This window comes from Niallia oryzisoli (assembly GCF_043641075.1).
GTDB classification, from domain to species: Bacteria; Bacillota; Bacilli; order Bacillales; family Cytobacillaceae; genus Bacillus_BD; species Bacillus_BD oryzisoli_A.
This window is the reverse complement of record NZ_JBHZRC010000002.1, coordinates 211,870-233,025: the sequence shown is the minus strand read 5'-3', so window position 1 is coordinate 233,025 and position 21,156 is coordinate 211,870. Positions and strand designations below refer to the sequence as shown.

23 protein-coding genes are annotated in these 21,156 nt (G+C 38.8%); 18 read left to right on the top strand and 5 right to left on the bottom strand.

Features of this window, described 5'->3' with window-relative positions; genetic code table 11:
* The first annotated feature begins 451 nt into the window (after window positions 1–451).
* Complete coding sequence (locus ACHUFV_RS10660; protein WP_394233882.1) at window positions 452–634, top strand: hypothetical protein; 183 nt, start codon at window positions 452–454, stop codon at window positions 632–634.
* 98 nt (window positions 635–732) lie between these two features.
* On the opposite strand, the gene ACHUFV_RS10655 is transcribed toward ACHUFV_RS10660, so the two are convergent.
* Together ACHUFV_RS10655 and ACHUFV_RS10650 are read right to left on the bottom strand one after the other, a co-directional pair.
* Window positions 733–972 (bottom strand): hypothetical protein, encoded by a 240-nt coding sequence (locus ACHUFV_RS10655; protein ID WP_394233880.1) that lies wholly within the window; start codon window positions 970–972, stop codon window positions 733–735.
* A gap of 148 nt (window positions 973–1,120) precedes the next feature.
* Window positions 1,121–1,264, bottom strand: a complete 144-nt coding sequence (locus ACHUFV_RS10650) for a hypothetical protein (RefSeq protein WP_394233879.1) — start codon at window positions 1,262–1,264, stop codon at window positions 1,121–1,123.
* Window positions 1,265–1,369: 105 nt separating this feature from the next.
* Here ACHUFV_RS10650 and ACHUFV_RS10645 point away from each other — a divergent pair, with 105 nt between their 5' ends.
* The 9 genes from ACHUFV_RS10645 to ACHUFV_RS10605 all read left to right on the top strand — a co-directional run bounded on the left by ACHUFV_RS10645 (window position 1,370) and on the right by ACHUFV_RS10605 (window position 10,649).
* Window positions 1,370–1,846, top strand: a complete 477-nt coding sequence (locus ACHUFV_RS10645) for a hypothetical protein (RefSeq protein WP_394233877.1) — start codon at window positions 1,370–1,372, stop codon at window positions 1,844–1,846.
* Between the two features lie 257 nt (window positions 1,847–2,103).
* The gene (locus ACHUFV_RS10640; protein ID WP_394233876.1) at window positions 2,104–2,583 is read left to right on the top strand and encodes a GNAT family N-acetyltransferase; all 480 of its coding nucleotides are present in this window, start codon (window positions 2,104–2,106) and stop codon (window positions 2,581–2,583) included.
* A 681-nt stretch (window positions 2,584–3,264) separates the two neighbouring features.
* Entirely contained in the window at window positions 3,265–3,834 is a 570-nt protein-coding gene (locus ACHUFV_RS10635; protein WP_394233874.1) for a GNAT family N-acetyltransferase, read from the top strand.
* A gap of 266 nt (window positions 3,835–4,100) precedes the next feature.
* Window positions 4,101–4,520 carry a MarR family winged helix-turn-helix transcriptional regulator gene (locus tag ACHUFV_RS10630; RefSeq protein ID WP_394233872.1) on the top strand — a complete coding sequence of 140 codons (420 nt, stop codon included), beginning with the start codon at window positions 4,101–4,103 and terminating at the stop codon, window positions 4,518–4,520.
* Window positions 4,521–4,671: 151 nt separating this feature from the next.
* Entirely contained in the window at window positions 4,672–5,850 is a 1,179-nt protein-coding gene (locus ACHUFV_RS10625; protein WP_394233870.1) for an iron-containing alcohol dehydrogenase, read from the top strand.
* 65 nt (window positions 5,851–5,915) lie between these two features.
* Window positions 5,916–7,379 (top strand): aldehyde dehydrogenase family protein, encoded by a 1,464-nt coding sequence (locus ACHUFV_RS10620; protein WP_394233868.1) that lies wholly within the window; start codon window positions 5,916–5,918, stop codon window positions 7,377–7,379.
* Between the two features lie 48 nt (window positions 7,380–7,427).
* Window positions 7,428–8,474 carry a zinc-dependent alcohol dehydrogenase family protein gene (locus ACHUFV_RS10615; protein WP_394233866.1) on the top strand — a complete coding sequence of 349 codons (1,047 nt, stop codon included), beginning with the start codon at window positions 7,428–7,430 and terminating at the stop codon, window positions 8,472–8,474.
* A gap of 229 nt (window positions 8,475–8,703) precedes the next feature.
* Window positions 8,704–9,987, top strand: a complete 1,284-nt coding sequence (locus ACHUFV_RS10610; RefSeq protein ID WP_394233864.1) for an MFS transporter — start codon at window positions 8,704–8,706, stop codon at window positions 9,985–9,987.
* Between the two features lie 242 nt (window positions 9,988–10,229).
* Complete coding sequence (locus ACHUFV_RS10605) at window positions 10,230–10,649, top strand: hypothetical protein (protein ID WP_394233862.1); 420 nt, start codon at window positions 10,230–10,232, stop codon at window positions 10,647–10,649.
* 122 nt (window positions 10,650–10,771) lie between these two features.
* On the opposite strand, the gene brnQ is transcribed toward ACHUFV_RS10605, so the two are convergent.
* Window positions 10,772–12,112, bottom strand: coding sequence for a branched-chain amino acid transport system II carrier protein (gene brnQ, locus ACHUFV_RS10600; RefSeq protein ID WP_394233860.1), 1,341 nt, complete (start codon window positions 12,110–12,112; stop codon window positions 10,772–10,774).
* Window positions 12,113–12,846: 734 nt separating this feature from the next.
* Window positions 12,847–13,176: a YciI family protein gene (locus ACHUFV_RS10595; RefSeq protein WP_394233858.1), complete on the bottom strand. Its 330-nt coding sequence runs from the start codon at window positions 13,174–13,176 to the stop codon at window positions 12,847–12,849.
* A 297-nt stretch (window positions 13,177–13,473) separates the two neighbouring features.
* On the opposite strand from ACHUFV_RS10595, the gene ACHUFV_RS10590 reads away from it, so the two are divergent.
* From ACHUFV_RS10590 to arsC, 7 genes are all read left to right on the top strand, one after another.
* Window positions 13,474–13,848 carry a nuclear transport factor 2 family protein gene (locus ACHUFV_RS10590; protein ID WP_394233856.1) on the top strand — a complete coding sequence of 125 codons (375 nt, stop codon included), beginning with the start codon at window positions 13,474–13,476 and terminating at the stop codon, window positions 13,846–13,848.
* A gap of 387 nt (window positions 13,849–14,235) precedes the next feature.
* The gene (locus ACHUFV_RS10585; protein ID WP_394233854.1) at window positions 14,236–14,718 is read left to right on the top strand and encodes a DUF4306 domain-containing protein; all 483 of its coding nucleotides are present in this window, start codon (window positions 14,236–14,238) and stop codon (window positions 14,716–14,718) included.
* Between the two features lie 190 nt (window positions 14,719–14,908).
* The gene (locus ACHUFV_RS10580; RefSeq protein ID WP_394233852.1) at window positions 14,909–15,664 is read left to right on the top strand and encodes a class I SAM-dependent methyltransferase; all 756 of its coding nucleotides are present in this window, start codon (window positions 14,909–14,911) and stop codon (window positions 15,662–15,664) included.
* Between the two features lie 27 nt (window positions 15,665–15,691).
* On the top strand, window positions 15,692–16,513 hold the full coding sequence (locus tag ACHUFV_RS10575; RefSeq protein ID WP_394233850.1) for a Cof-type HAD-IIB family hydrolase: 822 nt from the start codon (window positions 15,692–15,694) through the stop codon (window positions 16,511–16,513).
* Window positions 16,514–16,795: 282 nt separating this feature from the next.
* The gene (locus tag ACHUFV_RS10570) at window positions 16,796–17,104 is read left to right on the top strand and encodes an ArsR/SmtB family transcription factor (protein ID WP_394233848.1); all 309 of its coding nucleotides are present in this window, start codon (window positions 16,796–16,798) and stop codon (window positions 17,102–17,104) included.
* Between the two features lie 24 nt (window positions 17,105–17,128).
* On the top strand, window positions 17,129–18,187 hold the full coding sequence (gene arsB, locus ACHUFV_RS10565) for an ACR3 family arsenite efflux transporter (RefSeq protein WP_394233847.1): 1,059 nt from the start codon (window positions 17,129–17,131) through the stop codon (window positions 18,185–18,187).
* Window positions 18,188–18,210: 23 nt separating this feature from the next.
* Window positions 18,211–18,633: an arsenate reductase (thioredoxin) gene (arsC, locus tag ACHUFV_RS10560; protein ID WP_394233845.1), complete on the top strand. Its 423-nt coding sequence runs from the start codon at window positions 18,211–18,213 to the stop codon at window positions 18,631–18,633.
* Between the two features lie 15 nt (window positions 18,634–18,648).
* Here arsC and ACHUFV_RS10555 read toward each other — a convergent pair whose 3' ends face one another.
* The gene (locus tag ACHUFV_RS10555; RefSeq protein WP_394233843.1) at window positions 18,649–19,200 is read right to left on the bottom strand and encodes a recombinase family protein; all 552 of its coding nucleotides are present in this window, start codon (window positions 19,198–19,200) and stop codon (window positions 18,649–18,651) included.
* A gap of 178 nt (window positions 19,201–19,378) precedes the next feature.
* On the opposite strand from ACHUFV_RS10555, the gene ACHUFV_RS10550 reads away from it, so the two are divergent.
* The gene (locus ACHUFV_RS10550; protein ID WP_394233841.1) at window positions 19,379–20,857 is read left to right on the top strand and encodes a SulP family inorganic anion transporter; all 1,479 of its coding nucleotides are present in this window, start codon (window positions 19,379–19,381) and stop codon (window positions 20,855–20,857) included.
* Window positions 20,858–21,156: the final 299 nt, after the last annotated feature.

Sequence of the window (21,156 nt, the reverse complement as noted above, 5' to 3'; positions counted from 1 at the left end):
GCGACAAAGAGAATGGATCATGAAGGAAGTCTGTCAGAAGTGAGCCATTCTTGCGACAAAGAGAATGGATCATGAAGGAAGTCTGTCAGAAGTGAGCCATTCTTGCGACAAAGAGAATGGATCATGAAGAAAATCTGTCAGAAGTGAGCCACTCTTGCGACAACGAGAATGGATGATGAAGGAAGTCTGTCAGAAGTGAGCCATTCTTGCGACAAAGAGAATGGATCATGAAGGAAATCTGTCAAAAGGCAACCATTCTCTTACAGCGAATACTTAAATGATTGCTAGAATCAATTGATATTTCAGAATAAGAAATTTAGTCACACCTTCCTATGCAATTTTCTTTACGGTCAGATAATTTAGGATTAAACTATATGGAGATAATTGTCACTTTCGTAAGAAATATTTACTAAATTTGTAACAAATCGAACATATTGAGGGGGAGCTTTATTTGTTAGTTGTGTTAGCCGTTCTTGTATTTGCTATAACCTGTGGGGTCTTAAGTGTAAATATTCCAGCGGGGATTGCTATGATTCTGCTAATTTTATCAGCAGTAGGAACAGTAGCCATTAGAGAATATAATAAGAAAATGGAAAAGCAGAGAAGAAGAGCACTGTTCAGAATCGTAAAATAGAAGGGGCGATGGGGGATATCCTTTATCGAAGATCCTTTATAGCAACAAAAAAGAGAACCAAAATTGTTTGGTTCTCTTTTGACTTATCGTTATTTTCATTATTTATTTCCGAAGTCTCCAGAAAATTGTTTCACAACCGCTTGTACTTCTTCTAATTTTTCTGGTTTTAATAGATTCATCATCTTTGGGATGAACGCTTGAATATCTTCTTGTGAAAAAGAGCCTTCAGCCTGTTTTCTGAAGTTTTCAGTTAGGATTTCTTTTGCTTCTTCCTCTTTGCCCTCTTGGACCCTTTGTAAAATATAATTTAAAAACTTTTCTTGTCCTTGCTTGTCCATTTCGTTTTCCTCCAAAAGAAAATAAATTGATTACACCTTTTGATTAACATGTTTTATTATATCTTATACCTTCAATAGGTCGCACGTTTTTTAGCTTGCCCGAAATGGAGGGATTGTATAATCAGCCCGTGGTAACATCATTCAATTATTAGCCTTTTGTTTCCTCTTTTCCCATAGAGTCAAATAATTGAGTAGAGGATAGGGCATGGCATCGATACATTTCATCATTCCTTCGAATGTGACATGCGATCACTTCATACATATCCTCTAGAGGGACTTTAGCTTTTGGCAATCATTTGACTTCATAATCTTAATAAATCCCAAACATTTACCAATACACCCACCTGCTCCAAAGAAGGCTTAAGGAGAAACATGTATAATTACAGGAGGGCTGCTTATGAAATTTACGATAGAGTACATTCCACTAAGCAAAATCAAACCTGATTTATCGCTGAAAATAACGAAGCATATGAAGAAGCTTCAGAGGTTAATGTGGGACTGCATGATGTATGTAATGGTTGTAAAAAAAAATCGAAAGGATGGCAGCTACATCATTGTTAGCGGGCAGGAACGATACGAAAATCTAAAAAAACACACCAAAAGTTTGTATGCGCCATGCATCGTTGATAAAAGTGATTCTAACGGAATGCTCTCGTTGTTTTATCGTTTACAGAAGAAACAACCCCTAGATGACTTTCCTTTCATGCCAACCAGCTGGTCAATTGTTCGTTCCTTTTTGAAAAAAGAGCCTCGATTTCAAAATCTATCCCGCTCGGAACAATTAAGAGTGCTCCGTATTGCGGCATGTTACAAGAAAACCGTGATTTATACGATGAAAAAGACCGTGGATGATATTCTAAGAAGTAACGAATAATTCGACCCCTTCAACAAAATCAAAAGCTATCATATGAATATATTATTCTTACACATAGTCCCAAGAAATGATAAAAACTCCTTTTCTATGGGTACCTATGAATAAAAAGTGACGTGTATATGGTGCACGTCATTTTTTATTTCATTAGCTTTTTTGTGTAATGAGAGTTCAATTGCCGAAGACAATTTGCAAAAAATATTGAATGATAGGAAGAATTATATTAAAATAAAAAATCATTTAAATATGGAGATGAAACGATGGAAATTCGTGAAATAGAAGAAAAGGATAATAGAACAATGGAGCAAATCATTAAACGCTCATTGGAATCATTCAATCTGGACATTCCAGGAACAGCCTACTTTGATCCTCAGCTAGGGCATTTATCACAATTTTACAAGGAACAACCCCATGCGAAGTATTGGGTTGCCGTGAATGAACAGGATGAAGTGGTTGGCGGAGTGGGTATTGCCCCCTTTGGAGAGATGGAGGGGATTTGCGAGCTACAAAAGCTATACATTACACCCGAAGCACAAGGCAAGGGTTTGTCGAAGGAGCTGATGAAGGCAGCACTCGATTTCGCAAAGGGACACTATACACATTGTTACTTAGAAACATTGAAGAAACTCGAAACAGCAAACCATCTTTATAGTAAATTAGGCTTCCAACAGCTTGATAGACCACTAGATGGCTCCGAGCATGGTGCGATGGATGCATGGTATATAAAAGAATTATCATAAAGGAATAGTTTGGTCCTTACTAATAGACTGTATTTGGGGGAGTTAGCAGCGGAATAAGATTACCTTCAGACAAGGGACAAGCCTAACTCAAGAGATCAGTCCGAGCAAGAGCTACCTTCAGACAAGGAACAAGCGCAACCCGTCGAATCAGTCCGAACAAGTCCTACCTTCAGACAAGGGACAGGCGTAACCCGAGGAATCAGTCCGAACAAGTCCTACCTTCAGACAAGGGACAGGCGTAACCCAAGGAATCAGTCCGAACAAGGGCTACCTTCAGACAAAGGACAAGCGCAACCCGAGGAATCAGTCCGAACAAGTCCTACCTTCAGACAAGGTACAGGCGTAACCCGAGGAATCAGTCCGAACAAGAGCTACCTTCAGACAAGGAACAAGCGCAACCCGTCGAATCAGTCCGAACAAGTCCCACCTTCGGACAAGGGAAGTTCGCAACCCGAGGAATCAGTCCGAACAAGAGTTACCTTCAGACAATGGACAGGCGGACCCCAAGGAATCAGTCCGAACAAGGGCTACCTTCAGACAAAGGACAAGCGCAACCCGAGGAATCAGTCCGAACAAAAGCTACCTTTAGACAAGGGACAAGCGTAACCCAAGAGATCAGTCCGAACAGGTTTCAACTGCTAGATCCTCACAATTAGATCAGAGAAAGTAAAGGTGGACCGTATGGAAATCGGGAATTTTCTAAAAGAGATACCCGTTTTGGAAACAGAGCGACTTTTATTACGAAGGATAGCATTAGAGGATCTTGATGACTTATTTGAGATCTTCTCTAACCCTGAAATAACGCATCATATGACCTGGGACGTTACGAAGACGAAAGAGGAAACCCTCAATCATTTTGTAAAAGTGGTCATGGACCGACATGAAAAGGGTCAATCTGTCGATTGGGCAATCGTTCACAAAGAAAGCAACAAGGTTATCGGGAATTGTGCATTTATAGCCTGGTCTGAAAAACATAGCAGGGCAGAGGTTGGTTATGTTTTAAATAAACAGTATTGGGGACGGGGGTATGCAGCTGAAGCCCTTCAGGGGTTAATCAGATTCGGCTTTGAAGTGATTGGCTTAAATCGAATCGAAGGTGGATGTGACAGGGATAATATAGGTTCAGAGAATGTGATGCGAAAGGTTGGAATGAAGCTCGAAGGTATTTTAAGAAAGAACGAGTTTATTAAAGGAGAATTTCGTGACACAAAGGTTTTTTCTATTTTAAAAAAAGAATACGAAAAGAACTAACACTTTATTTGAAGTCGTTTCTTAGAGAAACGACTATTTTTATAGCATCAGTATATGGATAATACATAATCAATGGTTGGTTTTATATTACTATAGCAGTTAGTACAGATGGAGTAATATTTAATATTTTAAAAATTCTAAATATTGACTTAACAATTGAGCTATGCTAACATGCAAATAGTCAGCATACTGATTATTTGCAGTGAAGTAAAAATTAGTAAGATTCGATCGATAACGAACCAATTTATCAGATAGGAGTCATTTTCATGTTTGAACTAAATGATAGCTTATCGTTTCTACTTTCCAAGTGCAATCAGAAAGCTTTTGCACTTGCACAGGAGAGACTGTCTGAATTTACTCTTACTCCGGAACAAGCAGTGGCCCTTACTTATTTATTTAAGAAGGATGGAATTAACCAGCTGCAATTAGGCGAAATGATTCAAAAGGATCGGACGACCATAAGTGGAATCGTCAATAAACTTGAAAATCTCGGTTATGTTAGAAAAGGAATTAATCCGTCTGACAAACGATCTAGCTTGATCTATGTAACAGAAAAAGCATTTGCTATTAAAGATGCCATGCTGGAGCAAGCCGTAGAAGTCAATGGATTTTTATCTAAAGATTTAACTGATCAGGAGAAAGAATTTTTAGTTGCTACACTTAAAAAATTAAGAAATAGTAATTAAAAATTTTTCACTATATAAATGGATAAGATTTTTATCCCAATTAGTCAGTATACTGACTAATTATTATGCAAGCGATATCATTTATTAAAAGGGGGTGCCTTTTAAAAGGTTTACTAGAATGGTGAGGAAACTAAAAGGAGGAATGAGAAACATGGCAAGTGTATTTGATAGCCCAAATAAATTACTATTTGGAATGGGTTCTTCTAAAACGATTGGAGAAAAGCTAAAGGAATTGGGAGTAACGAAGGTTCTTTTCATCTATGATCAAGGAATAAAGTCTGCAGGGATTGTCGATATCATTACAGAGTATGTTACCTCAAGTGGAATTGAAATTGTGACCTACGATAAGGTAGAGCCGAACCCACCCGATTATTCCGTAAACGAGGCTGCAGAGCTGGGGTTACGAGAAAACGTGAACGGCATCCTGGCAGTAGGCGGGGGGAGCTCGTTGGATACAGGAAAAGGCGTAAGAATCCTATTATCTTATAAGGGTCCGATCAGTAATTATTATGCAAAACTAGATTCTGCTCCCCTTGATGAGAAAATCATGAAGCCACTTATTGTGCTGCCAACGACAGCAGGTACAGGCAGTGAAGCGACACCTGGAGGGGTTATTACGGACAGTCTTACCCATATCAAGAGACCCATTATTTGTGGAGTAAGCTTGGGGATTATTGATCCTGCCCTTCATGTAAATCTACCATCTGCTATTACCGCAGCAACAGGGTTTGATACGCTATGCCATGCCGTTGAGGCGGTAACGTCTAAACATAGTAACAGAATTAGTGATGTGCTGGGATTAGAGGCCATCACACTTGTTGGAAAACATCTACGTACTGCAGTAAAAGATGGATCAAATCTGGAAGCCCGCGAAGGTATGGCATTGGCTGCCACACTAGCAGGCATGTCACTTAGAGGACCATTTGGCGGGATCCCGCATGACTTAGGCTCACCTCTTAGCAGTGTTTATTCCATCCCGCATGGTAACGCAGTGGCCTTTCTTTTAGCAGAAGCACTTTCCTATATCGCACCTGTTGCACCAGATAAAGTTCGATTAGTAGCAGAAGCCTTGGGAGCAGATATTCCTGCTGAAGCATCTTCAGAACAAATAGGTGACATTGCAAGAGCTACCGTGAACTCTTTGTATAGTGATGCGAATATGCCGACAATGAAATCATTTATACCAAACAAGGAAGAAATGTTGGCGAACATAGATAAATTCTATAAACCTTCCGTATTTTCACCAAGACCTTTGGATTTGGAAGCTGCCACTATGATTCTGTCTAACTCCTATGATAAAAGCTATGCAAAGCAACCTGAAAGAATTTGATGGTGCTTGTTTTACAATTTGAATTCTGAATATTTAGAAAATATAAAAGAGGAGCGATGAAAAGGTTGAGTATAAATCAAGTGAATGTTCATCAAATCGATTTATGGATTAATCATGAGGATGTGAAGACAGACCGGTATATAGAGATTGTGGATCCTGGAAGGTTAACGGATAGGGTTGGAACCGTAGCACAAGGAAGAGCCCATCACGTTGACCTAGCGGTTAAAGCAGCACATCAAGCCTTTCTTTCTTGGCGGAATACGCCCCTCGAACAAAGGATCCAGCTGCTTTTAGACGCAGCAGATATTCTTGAAAAAAATAGTAATCACTATGCAACATTACTAACAAAAGAAACAGGTATGCTTTTTTCTTCCTGTCTCGTGGATATAAAGGGATCTATCATGTCCATTCGGGAAACGGTAAAGCTTGCGCAGGAATTTTTCGAGCCTACATATGCTGAGGATGAACACACACGAATCAGTATAGAAAAGGTGCCACTTGGAGTAGTTGTTGCGATTACACCTTGGAATGTACCGATGGCGATTGCCATGGGGAAAGTCGTGCCGATTTTAGTAACGGGAAATACCGTTGTACTAAAACCATCACCGAACGCATCTCTTGCTGTTTCACTTGCATTTAGAGAAATGTCAAAGCTACTCCCACCAGGTGTCCTAAACATTGTTCATGGAGATGTTGAAGTCGGAGAAGCCTTAACATCCCATCCACTTGTACGAAAAATTACGTTGACCGGTGGAGAAAAAACGGCGATTAACATTATGAAATCTGCTGCAGACTCGTTAAAACGAGTGCACTTTGAATTAGGCGGTAATGATCCTGCGATCATTCTAGAAGATGCCAAGCTTGAAGAGGTTATGCTGCAGCTTTCAAACTTAACCTTTAGACGTTCTGGACAAGTATGTGTAGCGACAAAGAGAATCTATATTCCTGAAAGATTATACGAGGATGCATGTCGTATTTTCATGAGCTATGTCGATCAATATAAAATTGGTCATGGTTTACATCCGGATGCGACATTCGGGCCTGTTAATAATAAACACCAATACGAATATGTTACCTCTCTTATTCAAAGGGCAAAGCAATATGCTCAAGTAACTGAATTGGGTACGAAGCTTGAACAGGATAATTGGAAGAATGGGTATTACATCCATCCAACGGTTGTCACTCATGTGAAGAATCATCAAGAAATTGTCCAATGTGAACAGTTTGGTCCTGTTATTCCACTGGTGTCGTATCAAAGCGAAGAAGAAGTTATCCGAATGGTTAACGATACAGAATATGGTTTAGGTTCTTCTGTTTGGACATCGGATTACGAGAAAGGCCTTGCTGTTGCCAGAAAAATAGAAGCCGGCTGTACAGGTATCAATGGAAGTATCGATTCGCCACTTGGCATGCATCTAGTTCCTTTTGGTGGGGTAAAAAGAAGCGGTATGGGCTGGGAACGAGGTATTCATGGCTTAAATGAATTTGTTAATTACCATAGCATTACGTACCACAAAAGTGCACTGTAATAAAATGAAAACCATGGACGAGACAATAAGGAAAAACAGGGGGAATCAATGATGCGTGCTCTTTTATTAGAAGAAACAGGGAAACCAATGGTGGTAAAGGAGGTTTCCGATCCAGCCCTAACACCAGATGGAGTCATCATCAAGGTGATGGCAAATGGAATTTGTCGCAGTGATTGGCATATATGGGCAGGAGATGCAAATGTGGTGAAGGAATTCCCTCATGTCTTGGGCCATGAATTTACAGGCATCGTAGAGGAAGTCGGAAATCATGTTAGGAAGTTTAAAAAGGGTGATAAAGTCATTGTTCCTGTCGCTCAAAGTGATAATACCTGCCCGCATTGTCTAGGAGGCCATCAGAATCTATGTGATAACCGGGTGATACCAGGAATCAACTATTGGGGAGGATATAGTCAGTATGTCCATGTTCCAAATGCGGATGGAAATCTCGTTACCTTACCCGAAACCATGAATTTTGTATCTGCTGCCTCATTAGGCTGTCGGTTTGTAACCGCCTATCATGGGATTGTTGATCAAGTAAAGGTTCAAGCGGGTGAATGGGTCGTGATACATGGCTGTGGCGGGGTAGGCTTATCAGCTATACAACTAGCAAGCTCTCTTGGTGCGAAAGTAATTGCCGTGGATATTGGCGAGGATAAATTAGAGATAGCCAAGCAATTAGGCGCACATATCACGGTAAATGGGGCACAAAATAATCCTGTAGAAGCAGTTCGTGAGATTACTAGAGGTGGAGCGGATGTTTCTGTTGATGCATTAGGAATCTCAGATACCTGTCAAAATGCCATTTTAGGTCTAGGAAAGCGCGGCCGTCATCTGCAAATCGGGTTGACGACCAAAAAGGAAAAGGGCTTTATTTCCCTTCCGATCGATATGATGGTTGCGAAAGAGATTCAATTGGTTGGAAGCTCAGGCATGCCGACCTCACGATATCCAGCGATGTTTAACCTAATAGACAGCTTGAATATTGATCCTAGTAAATTAGTAACGGAGCGGGTGTCCTTAGATGAGGCCTATCAGGTAATCGCCGGAATGAGCGAGTATACGAATCTAGGAATTTCAGTGGTTGATCGTTTTTGATCGTGCTTCTAGTAATGGCTGGAACAGGGTGATTATTAGTTTCATAAAAATTGAACCATCTCTGAATTCTCAACGATTGAATTGCTTTGATCTTTTAATAGGATGATCAATTAGAAATCAAATAAATAGGTGAAATTTATTTTAAACATGTGTCTCGAAGAGCTTCTATCTAAATCATGTGAAAACACTTTGATAGGATGCTTCGTTACTAGTGAGGAGAGGAAAAGGGATGGAGAAACTAAACTCAAAAATAACCAAAAAAGCTTGGGCGATGATTTTACTGTTATTTCTTATGATTGGGATTAGTAATGTAGAAAAAGCGATGATTGGATTTGCGTCCGTACCGATCATGGATGAATTAGGGCTTTCACCAACTGAATGGGGATTGATTGGTAGTGCCTTCTATTGGTTATTTGCAGTTTCAGCTATTCTTGGTGGGTCTATAGCAGACAAGTTTGGAACAAAGCATGTGATTACGATAATGGTTATATTATGGGCAGTCGTACAATTTTCAACCTTATTTATTTATAGCCTGCCGATTCTATTATTAACACGAGTTATACTTGGTGTTGCAGAAGGTCCATCTTATGCATTAGCGATGACAGCTGCCTCTAAATGGCTTCCTAGAGAAAAAACAGGAACAGGCCTTTCCCTTGTCTCAATTGGTGCACCTGTATTATTATCCATTTCCGCACCGGTTTGTATCTATCTCATTACTAACTTCGGTTGGCGTTCCGCATTTTTAGCAGCAGGAATTTCTACGTTAATTTGGCTAGTGTTTTGGGCGATTTTTGGAAAAGAAAAACCGGTTTCGCTTGAAGACAAACAGGGTAATCAAGTCATTTCGAATACTGCTAAAGAAAGTTTTCTACCTACCTTTCTATCAAAAAACTTCTTAATTGTCATATTAACCGGTTTTACTGCCTATTGGTCCATGTCCGTTTTCATGTCCTGGGTACCAAATTATTTTGCAACCGTCTTAAAATTAGGGAATGCTGGCTTGTCATTAGCCGTAACGGCACCAGCTTTATTAACCATTGCATCACAATTGTTTTTTTCAATGTTTTCCGATCGATTATATCGTAAAACGGGGAGTATGATTAAATCAAGGGTCTTTGTGATGGGACCAGTTATAGTAACAGGGGGACTTTTTTATCTATTAGGCAGTTTAACGAGTTCATCAACGTTAGCTGTTACCTTTTTATCTCTAGGTTTAACTTTGGGAGCAGTCATCCTTGTATTAGGACCAACCATCCTTGTTGAAATTGTTCAGCCACAGCATTTAGGAAAGGCGCAAGGAATCTTTGTAGCAGTTGGTTCAATCGGAGGAATGGTTGGACCCTATGTAACAGGAATTTTCATCGAACGAGCTTCTACGATGGCAGCTGGCTTTCACTACGCATTCTATGTTATGGCACTGATTTTAGGAGTTTGTGGTGTCCTCGTATGGATGGGTATTCGTTCTAAAAAAGAGAAGGTAGAATTGGAAGCGATAACAAACCTGAATGGGTAAAAAGAGTAGCAAGGGACAAATCTTTGGATGTCCCTTGTTTTCTTGAGTATGACGAATGGAGGATTATATACATATAACATAAATAAGACTTACTAAAAACGATGGAAGTTCATTGAGAAAATATAAGAATATTTGTTATATAACAGTTAGGCGATAAACATGTATTTGTTTTATATGTTATATAACAATTAGTATAAAGTACCAACTATTGGGAATAATGTTTTGTAAAAAAGGAATTTGATATGAGAAATATTTCTTCATTATTTTCTATGCTCATGCCAGGGTTTGGACAAATCTATAATGGACAATTCTTAAAAGGGATTATCTTTGTTGTCATCGAGCACTGGGACAATACAGTTGGAAACATAAACAAAGCGATTCAACTTGATTTCAATGGTTTTCATAGTCAAGCATTAGAAGTAGTGGTCTATGACGGTATGTTGTTCTATCCGGGCTTCTATGTATATGCCGTATGGGACGCTTGGTTTTTTGCGAAAAAGGGTGCAGACAAAACGAAAACGGCTATTCCTTTTATAACCGCAGGCTATCTAGGAGAGATGGGTGCTATTTATTCCTCGAAGTTACCTATCCCTACTTTAACAGTAGGACTTTTGATGATCATACCTATGCTCTTTGGCATGTTTATTTATAGAAATCAATAAATCTATAAATATCAATACATAATAAAAAGACTTGCTTATACAGCAGGTCTTTTTGCTTCTTTAAATAAGAATTTAAGTCGGAGCACAGTATATTCCTCATAAGTTTGGCTCCAGCCGTCGTATTAATCGAGTTGATGTTTAAGGTTGGATTTCATTCGTAATAGGCTGCTGCCATACCCTATGAATCCCCCAACAATAGCGGGAATAACCCAGCCCAGTCCGATCTCGTACATAGGAAGAATAGCCGTAAAGAAATGATTAATCGATTCAAGGTGGATACCCGCTTCATTTAATCCATCAAAAAAACTAATAATAAAGGTTAAAAGTAAGCTCCCTTGATATACAGCCGCTTTTCCTTTAAATAAAGAATGAAGAAATGTTAAGAAAATCAATACAATAGCTAATGGATAAATAGCTGTTAATACAGGTACAGAAATCGCAATTAACTGTGTAAGTCCAATATTTGCAACGATGGCACTAAAAATAGATAAACAAATAGCTATTGTTTTGTAAGAAACCTTTGGAAATAGCTTATGGAAGAATGCAGAGCATGCTGTAACAAGCCCGATGCTCGTTGTTAAACATGCAACCGTAATCAGTAATCCTAATAGGATTCCACCATAGGTTCCAAAATAATATTCCGAGACTTTTGCCAAAATAGTAGCTCCATTATCTAAAAGTCCAAGTTTTTCGACACTTGAAGCACCCATGTAAGCAAGAGCTGAATAAATGACTGCAAGGGTAAAGGCAGCAATTCCAGCCGCTTTTCCACACACAACCAAAATTTGTTTTTTTGTTGTTGCACCTTTTTCTTTAATGGCATTAATGATAATGATGCCAAACACAAAGGATGCAAGAGTATCCATTGTTAAATACCCTTCTCTAAACCCATTAAAAAATGGTTGAGCAGTGTAGCCCTTTACAGGTGCTTGAAAATCTCCAATTGGATGAATAATAGCAACTACTACTAGGATTCCAATAAACGTTAGCTTGATTGGAGTTAATACTTTCCCTACGATTTCGACAATTTTCGCGGGATTGAGTGAAAAAAGGCACGTAATGCTAAAAAAGATAATGGTGAAAATAAGCAAAGGAACAGGTCCTGAATTTTCGGATAAAAAAGGTTTGATCCCTATCTCAAAGGAAACATTTCCTGTTCTAGGCATGGCGAATAACGGACCAATGGCTAAATAAAGAACAGTTGTGAATACAATACCAAAGACAGGGTGGACACGACTTGCTAACGACTGTAAATCATCTTTCCCTGAAAAACCAAATGCTAACACGCCAAGCAACGGTAATCCAACTCCAGTTACTAGAAACCCTGCATTAGCAGTCCAGATATTCATACCGGCTGATTGACCAAGCATTGGTGGAAAGATTAGATTTCCTGCACCAAAGAATAGAGCAAATAGCATTAAACCTATAACGACTATAAATGAAAATGGTACTTTATTAGACAAACTAAAACCTCCATGAAATAATTAACGCTTATTATTTTAGAAGAATATTTATTTTTCAAAAAATTAATAAGTGATTAATATATAATATGCTTTCATATTATAAATATTTAAAATAATTATTTCAATATAAGTTTTACGTTTTATTATAAATTTTGTGTGACGGTAACAGATTTTAAGACGTTCAATTTTTTTGTTATCATCAATTCTTATTCCAATGCTCGATAGTGCCCATAAGCCATGTTCAGCCCTAGTCACGGGAACTATCAATGCTCGATAGTGCCTACAAGCCATGTTAAGTGCTAGTCACGGGAACTATCAATGCTCGATAGTGCCCACAAGCCATGTTCAGCCCTAGTCACGGGCATTATCAATGCTCGATAGTGCCTACAAGCCATGTTCAGCCCTAGTCACGGGCATTATCAATGCTCGATAGTGCCCACAAGCCATGTTCAGCCTTAGTCACGGGCACTATCAATCCATGATAGTGCCTACAAGCCATGTTAAGTGCTAGTCACGGGAACTATCAATGCTCGATAGTGCCTACAAGCCATGTTCAGCCCTAGTCACGGGCACTATCAATCCATGATAGTGCCCACAAGCCATGTTCAACCCAAGTCACGAGAACTATCAATCCACGAACTCGTGTAAAATGCCTATTTCTTCTTTTAATGAACCAGCAAACAACATTTTTAATTTCATTTTAGTTATTATCAGACCCTCTTACATAGTAAACCCTATCGGCTCGGTACCACAGCCTTCATCGGATAAAATTCAGTTTTCATAATATCAGCTAGTACGGCTGGGTCATCTGCTATAAGCTTTGGGACCTCCGCTTCATGTTCAACTTCAATGACGGCAAGTCCGTGAGGAGCTGAAGGCTCTGATACAGGACCGAAGACTAGAGCAATCCCTTGATTTTGCTTTTCCGTCCAATAGGCAATATGTTTTAACATAATCTCTCGTTCTTCGTCTGTCATATCCTGATGAAAAGTTATCCTTGGCGGCGTAGACTTAAGCATAAAGTGCAATTTAGGTGTAGCTTTACTTGCGTTAGTATCCCTCATTCCTTATTTACCTCCATCAATTTAAAGTCCTTTGCTTATTATTCCAATAGATGATGGTTTTATCTCGTAGAGAGTAGACCGTACTCTTCTAGTTGATAAAATACGTTAATTCTTAAGTTTGAATATGGTTGATAAAAAATGATACGAAAAGCTGCATGCTTTGTTCTAAAAAAAGGACAGGATAGTGGAAGAAGGTATCTTTTATCTTTCTGGAGAATTGATAAAGGTATGTGAAAGGATAAGTTTTTTGTTAAAAAGGTATCAAAGGCAGCACGTATAAAGAAAGGATGATGTTCAATGAATAATGCTCTAAAAGAGAAGGCTGTGTCGTTTTTACAGCTGGTTGCATCGGGGGACGTACGCGAAGCATACAAAAGGTACAGTAGTCCGGATTTCCGCCATCATAACCCCTTTTTTCAAGGAGATGCTGACTCACTGATGCTCGCTATGGAAGAGAATGCTGTGACGAATCCTGATAAAGTATTTGAGGTTAAACAGGTCATCGATGAAGGTGACATGGTTGCGGTCCACTCCCATGTTAAGCAAAACAAAGCCGACCCTGGGGGAGCTGTGGTTCATATCTTTCGGTTCCATAATGACCTCATTGTTGAATTCTGGGATGTAGGTCAGGCGATACCGGAGAATTCTCCCAATGAGAATGGTATGTTCTAGTTATGTATTTTGTTGTTAAGTAAACACGGGGAATTGGTGCGATACTTAAACAAGGTATCGCCTTTTCTGATTGTACGAATATTGATTAGCTAAAAAAGTTAACTAATGCCGATTGTCTTTCCTTCGATTCATAAAGGAATAATCGTTTTTAAATTAATTAGCAACAGGAATTTTGCTGCGCCAGGAAGGGTTTTTTCACCAAACGAAGAATTTAGTACATACTACAAAATTGCATATGGCGGTGCCTAAAGTCTATTTGAAAAAAAGCAACTGTTAAAACAGCTTGTTTAGTTTCGGTAGAGTTGTAAGAGGGATGAATCTAATGGAAAATCAGCCAGAGTACCACAAAAGGAAGGTTGTCAAATCCTAAATGGGAGGTTATTTTTCATGCTGCGATTTATTTTTCAGTTCTGTACTGCCTTTGTTGTTTTTTTATTTTCCTTTCTTGCTGCCTGGTATGAAGGCAGTGCGATTTTGGATCGACCATCAGAATGGGGGACTTCAACACCGATTTCTCAGCTGATGGGTGGCTATGTTAAGGAATCAAGTGATATTTTACAATGGGACTTTTTTGTTTACGCTGCCAAATACCGGCCTACCTTTCCCATGATTATGACAGTAAGCGGTTTATATTTACTACTATTAGTAGGAAACGCTCTTTTTAAGCGGGTGAGAAAATGGTATGCTTATTATTTATTCCTGATTAGCGTAGCGTTATTTTCCCTAAGCTATTTCAGTTATGAAGCTTCAACAGACGGCGGTCAAAAAATGTTCGTCCTGTTTGCAGCTTGCGGCACCATTATTCTCTTGACTGGGCTCATCACCTTTTTGACGGCGACCATAAGAATTAAGCGGATGAAAACAGAATAATTACTGCAGGCTTTTCACAAATAGTGAAAAGCCTTTTAGAAATCTTTTCATTGGTATATACCCGTCATCTAAAACGAGAGATGGCCTCTAGAGAATTGGATTCAACATGCAAGTATGGCATAATTAATTCCACCTTATTGTTGGAAAAATAAATTTCGACCGATAGCGATACAAGAGGAGGAGTGGTTTGATGAAATCAACAGATAGATTCACAGATAAAGCCGAAGTATATGCAAAATATCGTCCAAGCTACCCTCTTGAGTATATTGAATATCTAATTTCCGAGGCTGGCTTACACGAGGAATGTCTGATTGCGGATATTGGATCAGGGACGGGAATTTTAAGCAGGCAGCTTTTGGAAAGGGGATATACTGTAATCGGAGTGGAACCAAATGATCAGATGAGAACAGTAGCGGAACAAACAGTAAAGTTTGATACCCGATTTATTTCAGTAAAAGCCACGGCTGAACAGACAACTCTAGATAATCATTGTCTCGATTTAATAACAGTCGCACAGGCATTTCACTGGTTCGACATCGAGCAGTTCAGATTGGAATGTCAACGGATTTTGAAGCCGAATGCGAAAGTAGCCCTTGTGTGGAATAGCCGTGATATGTCAACCGATATCAACAAGGAAAGTGCTGAGGTTTGTCAAACATACTGTCCAAATTATAAAGGCTTTAGCGGAGGGATAGAAGAAAACCCAATTCTATTTCAGCAATTTTTTAAAGATGGAACATATGAATGTAAACAATTTCGCAATGACTTACACATTACATTAACCGGATTTTTGGGCAGGTATGTATCAGCTTCCTTTTCCCCGAAAGAGACTGACAAGGAGTACAAACCCTTCATTACTGCATTAACGAAGGTATTTGAAACATATAGCAGGAATGGGAACATCAACATTCCCACTATCACAAGAAGCTATTTGGGGAAAGTGTAATAAGTTCATGATATTGGAGGAACCGGAATGGCAATAAAGCTCATAGCTGTAGACATGGATGGAACATTTCTTAATAACCAAATGAAATATGATAATGAAAGATTTTATAAACAATATCTAAAAATGAAAGAGCTGGGAATCCACTTTGTTGTTGCAAGTGGAAATCAATATTATCAATTGAAATCATTCTTTGGTGATATACAGGATGAAATCAGCTATGTTTCTGAAAATGGTGCTTTTATTGTGGATCAAGGAGAAGAAGTATTTTCAGTTGATATACCCAAAAAGCTTGTAAGTCTTATTCTTGAAGAGCTGGCAGCACATACTAAACTTTCGGTTGTGTTATGCGGAAAAGAAAGTGCATATGTGCTAGAGAGTGTATCGGATCCATTTTTTGAAATAGTGAATAAGTATTATCACCGGTTAAAGAGGGTAACAAGTTTCGAAGTGGTTACTGATCAGATCTTAAAATTTGCATTAGGTTGTCCGAAAGACGAAACTGTTCAATTAAGGGAGTTGCTGCATAGTAGAATTGGGAATTTAGTAACACCTGTTTCTAGTGGGCATGGAAGTATCGATTTAATTGTTGCCGAGAATCATAAGGCTTCTGGTATACAATTATTACAAGAAAAATGGAAGATTAAAGATGATGAAACCATGGCATTTGGTGATGGTGGCAATGATCTCGAGATGCTAAGGCATGTAAAGTATAGCTTTGCGATGGAAAATGGCAGCAAAGAAGTTAAAAACACAGCGAAATATATGGCACCTTCGAATAATGAAAGTGGTGTTTTAGAAATAATCGATCAATATTTTGAAGGACAAGGACCATTCAAAGGCTTAAGATAGTGTGTTAAGTCTAATTTTGTATACATAATCATTAAAATGATGAAAAAAATCATTATAGCTGTTAAAGGATAAGCTTCATATTTTTTTGATTCTTTGTACTACTATATAGTGTGCGATTGTTCAGTAGAGCAGTCGCTTTTTGTGCTTGGGGGCATGATAGTTGAATAAAGATAAATAGGATATGATGAAACACGAAAGTAACGGACAGATTGCTTGAATAATAGACTTGCCATTAATATATAAGAGAAGTATTATATAATCAAATGATTATATAAAGAAAGGATGACTTATTTGGAGAGTTTTGAACGAATGGCAAAGCAGTTAAAGGCTGTGAGTGATCCTAATCGATTAAAGCTGTTAGCCTGTCTTAAAAAAGGGGAAGTCTGTGCCTGTGATTTCGTAGATGTTTTAAATGTATCTCAACCTGCTGTCAGTCAACAATTAAAAAAGTTAAAAGAAGCTGGAATCATTGCAGAAAGGTCAGCAGGAACATGGAAGCATTATCGATTAAATGCCCCTTTACCACCGCATATTCAAGCCATTATAGACGAGTTAGAAGAAATTTCAATTATTAAATGCAATTGTTGTTAATGTCATCAAGAAGGAGTGATTCAGATGTCGAATCAAAGTTTAACAAAAAAGCTTTCATTTTTAGATCGATACTTAACAATATGGATATTTGCAGCCATGTTTCTAGGTATTTTTATCGGGGTAATATTTCCGAATTTTAAAAAGGTACTAGATACGTTCTCAGCAGGTACCACAAATATTCCAATAGCTATTGGTCTAATTATTATGATGTATCCACCACTTGCCAAAGTAAAATATGAGGAAATGTGGCGAGTTTTTAAAGATTGGAAGGTGCTTTTGCTATCTTTATTTCAAAATTGGCTGCTTGGTCCTGTTTTAATGTTCTTTTTAGCCATTATTTTTTTACATGATAAACCTGAATATATGGCTGGTTTAATCATGATTGGACTGGCCCGTTGTATTGCCATGGTTATTGTCTGGAATGATTTAGCACAAGGGGACCGTGAATATGTAGCAGGATTAGTAGCGTTTAACTCTGTCTTTCAGATCTTATTCTATTCCATTTTTGCTTATTTCTTCTTAAATGTCCTTCCCGGTGTATTCGGATTAGACAATTTATCTGTCTTTATCTCGATGTGGGAAATTGCAAAGAGTGTACTGATTTATTTAGGAATACCTTTTGTGGCTGGTATGTTGACACGCTTTATCGGGTTAAAAGTGAAGGGGAAGGAATGGTATGAGGGTAAATTTTTACCTAAAATCTCTCCGCTTACACTAATCGCTTTATTATTTACGATTGTGATGATGTTCTCATTAAAAGGAGATCAGATGATTGCCTTACCATTAGACGTGGTTCGCATTGCGATTCCATTGCTAATCTACTTCTTAATTATGTTTACAGTATCCTTTTTTGCCTCTCGCAAAGCAGGAGCGACCTATCCGGTAACTGCAGCCCTTTCCTTTACAGCTGCAAGTAATAACTTTGAATTAGCGATTGCTGTTGCAGTTGCAGTATTTGGTATTAACAGCGGAGAAGCCTTTGCTGCCGTTATTGGTCCGTTAGTAGAAGTTCCTGTCCTAATTGCTCTTGTTCATGTAGCTTTACGATGGGAAAGGAAGTATTTTCGAGCTACCATACAATAATTAAATCAGGAGGAAATATACCAATGTCGAACAAAAAATCAATCTATTTTTTATGTACAGGAAACTCTTGCAGGAGCCAGATGGCAGAAGGTTGGGCTAAGAAATATTTAAATAATGAGTGGGAAGTTCGTAGTGCTGGTATTGAAGCACATGGGCTAAATCCTAATGCTGTAAAAGCAATGAAAGAAGTGGGCATAGATATTTCTACTCAAACGTCCGATGTTATCGATCCTAAAATTCTAAACCATGCTGATTTAGTTGTTACGTTATGCGGACACGCAGCAGACCACTGCCCAGTAACTCCTCCACAGGTAAAACGAGTTCACTGGGGTTTTGATGACCCTGCAAAAGCTGAAGGATCAGACGAAGAAAAATGGGCATTCTTCCAACGTGTCCGTGATGAAATAGGAGAACGTATTCAAAAATTTGCGCAGGAGGGAAACTGAGTGATTAGCCTAAAATCACATCATTTCACTTTCAAGATATCGATACAAAGTCGATTTACTAATTCCTGTTTGTTCTTTGATTTCAGCTAGACTATACTTTTTACTTTGATACATTGTAATGGCGCGTTTTACATTTTCATCAGGTTTTCTTGGTCTTCCCGTTGAGATGCCCTTTTGTTTGGCTTCATACATGCCCTGTTTTGTTTTTTCACTGATCACATCACCTTGAAAGACGAGCAGGTGCTTGATTATGTCATGGAAGCGATATCCCTCCGGAAGGCTTGTATCAATGCCTTCCGTAATGGATTGTAGATAGGCACCCTTTTGATCAATAGTTTCTAATAATTCGACTAAGTGTTGCGTTGAATCAGCAAAAGCAAACAGCTTTGTAATAATGATTTTATCGCCAGGCTTGAGATGATGGAGCATATCCTTGAGATGTGTTCTTTTTTTGGCTGAGCCATGTTCTTCCCTGATGATCTTTTCACAATTCATCCGATTCAACAGCAGCAGCTGATCACTGCATTCGGGATCTTCATGATAGGGTCTCATATATCCAACTAACATAATAGCTCCTTTAACGATTCAGACATTTCTTCCATCATACCATAATTTGTATTGGTAAAAAAAGATTCAAAATGGTTCCTTTTTGGGAACGCAAATGATAGACTAGTACTATTGTAATCGAACCTGACTTTAAAAGAGTTAAAGTCTAATAAACAAAGAAGATGAGGTGGATGCAGAAGTGAGTAACAAATTAAAAATAGAATGGTTCTCCAATGTGAGGGCAGATATTCTTGCCGGAATTGTTGTCGCATTGGCTTTAATACCAGAGGCCATTGGATTCTCAATTATTGCGGGTGTTGATCCAATGGTTGGTTTATATGCATCGTTTTGTATGGCTGTGGTGATTGCATTTGTCGGAGGACGCCCTGGAATGATTTCCGCGGCAACAGGCGCGATGGCTCTTGTACTCGCTGGATTAGTAAAAGACTATGGAATTCAGTATATGCTGGCAGCTACTATTTTAACAGGAATCATACAGATCGTGCTAGGAGTATTACGGATCGGACAATTGGTAAAATTTATTCCTCGTTCGGTTATGATAGGGTTTGTCAATTCGCTAGCCATCTTAATCTTTTCAGCCCAGCTACCATCGTTTTCAGGTGAATCATGGCCCATGTATGCCATGGTAGCCGGTGGATTAGCCATCATTTATCTTTTTCCTAAAGTAACAAAGGCGATTCCATCACCACTTGTTGCGATTATTGTGATTAGTTTGATTGCCATTTATACGGGTAGTGGTGTCAAAACCATTGGGGATATGGGCAGCATTACAAACACATTGCCACATTTTTTCCTTCCGGATATTGCATTGAACCTAGAAACTTTACGTATTATTTTTCCGTATGCTCTGTCATTGGCTTTGGTTGGTTTAATCGAGTCGCTATTAACAGCGCAAATTGTTGATGAGATGACCGATACAACAAGTAACAAAAATGCAGAATGCAGGGGACAGGGAATAGCTAACATTGTAAATGGCTTTTTCGGAGGTATGGCAGGCTGTGCGATGATTGGACAATCTGTTATTAATACGAAATCGGGTGGACGCGGCCGTCTTTCCACGTTTGTTGCTGGTGTGTTTTTAATGTTCCTGATCATCGTGTTAAATAAAATCGTGATTCAAATTCCTTTAGCAGCGCTTGTAGCCGTTATGATTATGGTATCGATCAGTACATTTGATTGGGGTTCCTTAACACGACTGCACAAGCTACCAAAAACAGATGCAGTTGTGATGGTGGCGACGGTTGTTGTAGTCGTATTGACTGATAACCTGGCCATTGGTGTGATACTCGGTATTGTGTTAAGTGCGCTCTTTTTCGCATCGAAAATTTCAAAAGTGAACGTGACCGAAACAGCAAACACTAAACTGCAAAAAGTGGAATACAAGGTAGAGGGTCAGTTGTTTTTTGCTTCTGTAACCGATTTTGTTTCTTCCTTCAACTTCAAACAAGAGAATATCACAACAGTGGATATCGATTTGTCTCGTGCACATATCTGGGATGAATCAGGTGTAAATGCTATTGATAAGGTGGTTCTGAAATTCCATGAGAATGGAATGAAAGCTCAAATCATTGGCTTAAACGAGTCAAGTGCCACGTTACTTGAACGTGTTGCTGTGTTTCATAAATCAGGTGGTTTAGATCAAAAGGCCGGTCATTAACGAAAATTTGTTTTTTCCTGAAACAGAGTTCTCTTTTGCGGTACAAAAGGTAAAAAAAATAAATGAAATAACGAAAGAAAAAGCATGGGTATTCGCAAGAATTCGCCATGCTTTTTCTTATAATTTTACTTTGGTCACCCGATACTATTTCGCTTTCTCTTGTCCGAAGATGCCCAGAGTTTGGACACAACGGAGGATATATCGCTTACTCCAGTCCGAAGATGCCCAGAGTTCGGACACAACGGAGGATATATCGCTTACTCCAGTCCGAAGATGCCCAGAGTTCGGACACAACGGAG

What these genes read in the sequence shown, in the direction of transcription:
- ACHUFV_RS10655 (WP_394233880.1), bottom strand. Translation starts at nt 972, where the DNA reads ATGGACAAGCAAGGACAAGAAAAGTTTTTAAATTATATTTTACAAAGG.
- ACHUFV_RS10645 (WP_394233877.1), top strand. Translation starts at nt 1,370, where the DNA reads ATGAAATTTACGATAGAGTACATTCCACTAAGCAAAATCAAACCTGAT.
- ACHUFV_RS10640 (WP_394233876.1), top strand. Translation starts at nt 2,104, where the DNA reads ATGGAAATTCGTGAAATAGAAGAAAAGGATAATAGAACAATGGAGCAA.
- ACHUFV_RS10635 (WP_394233874.1), top strand. Translation starts at nt 3,265, where the DNA reads ATGGAAATCGGGAATTTTCTAAAAGAGATACCCGTTTTGGAAACAGAG.
- ACHUFV_RS10630 (WP_394233872.1), top strand. Translation starts at nt 4,101, where the DNA reads ATGTTTGAACTAAATGATAGCTTATCGTTTCTACTTTCCAAGTGCAAT.
- ACHUFV_RS10625 (WP_394233870.1), top strand. Translation starts at nt 4,672, where the DNA reads ATGGCAAGTGTATTTGATAGCCCAAATAAATTACTATTTGGAATGGGT.
- ACHUFV_RS10615 (WP_394233866.1), top strand. Translation starts at nt 7,428, where the DNA reads ATGATGCGTGCTCTTTTATTAGAAGAAACAGGGAAACCAATGGTGGTA.
- ACHUFV_RS10610 (WP_394233864.1), top strand. Translation starts at nt 8,704, where the DNA reads ATGGAGAAACTAAACTCAAAAATAACCAAAAAAGCTTGGGCGATGATT.
- ACHUFV_RS10605 (WP_394233862.1), top strand. Translation starts at nt 10,230, where the DNA reads ATGAGAAATATTTCTTCATTATTTTCTATGCTCATGCCAGGGTTTGGA.
- ACHUFV_RS10595 (WP_394233858.1), bottom strand. Translation starts at nt 13,176, where the DNA reads ATGAGGGATACTAACGCAAGTAAAGCTACACCTAAATTGCACTTTATG.
- ACHUFV_RS10590 (WP_394233856.1), top strand. Translation starts at nt 13,474, where the DNA reads ATGAATAATGCTCTAAAAGAGAAGGCTGTGTCGTTTTTACAGCTGGTT.
- ACHUFV_RS10585 (WP_394233854.1), top strand. Translation starts at nt 14,236, where the DNA reads ATGCTGCGATTTATTTTTCAGTTCTGTACTGCCTTTGTTGTTTTTTTA.
- ACHUFV_RS10580 (WP_394233852.1), top strand. Translation starts at nt 14,909, where the DNA reads ATGAAATCAACAGATAGATTCACAGATAAAGCCGAAGTATATGCAAAA.
- ACHUFV_RS10575 (WP_394233850.1), top strand. Translation starts at nt 15,692, where the DNA reads ATGGCAATAAAGCTCATAGCTGTAGACATGGATGGAACATTTCTTAAT.
- ACHUFV_RS10570 (WP_394233848.1), top strand. Translation starts at nt 16,796, where the DNA reads ATGACTTATTTGGAGAGTTTTGAACGAATGGCAAAGCAGTTAAAGGCT.
- arsB (WP_394233847.1), top strand. Translation starts at nt 17,129, where the DNA reads ATGTCGAATCAAAGTTTAACAAAAAAGCTTTCATTTTTAGATCGATAC.
- arsC (WP_394233845.1), top strand. Translation starts at nt 18,211, where the DNA reads ATGTCGAACAAAAAATCAATCTATTTTTTATGTACAGGAAACTCTTGC.
- ACHUFV_RS10555 (WP_394233843.1), bottom strand. Translation starts at nt 19,200, where the DNA reads ATGTTAGTTGGATATATGAGACCCTATCATGAAGATCCCGAATGCAGT.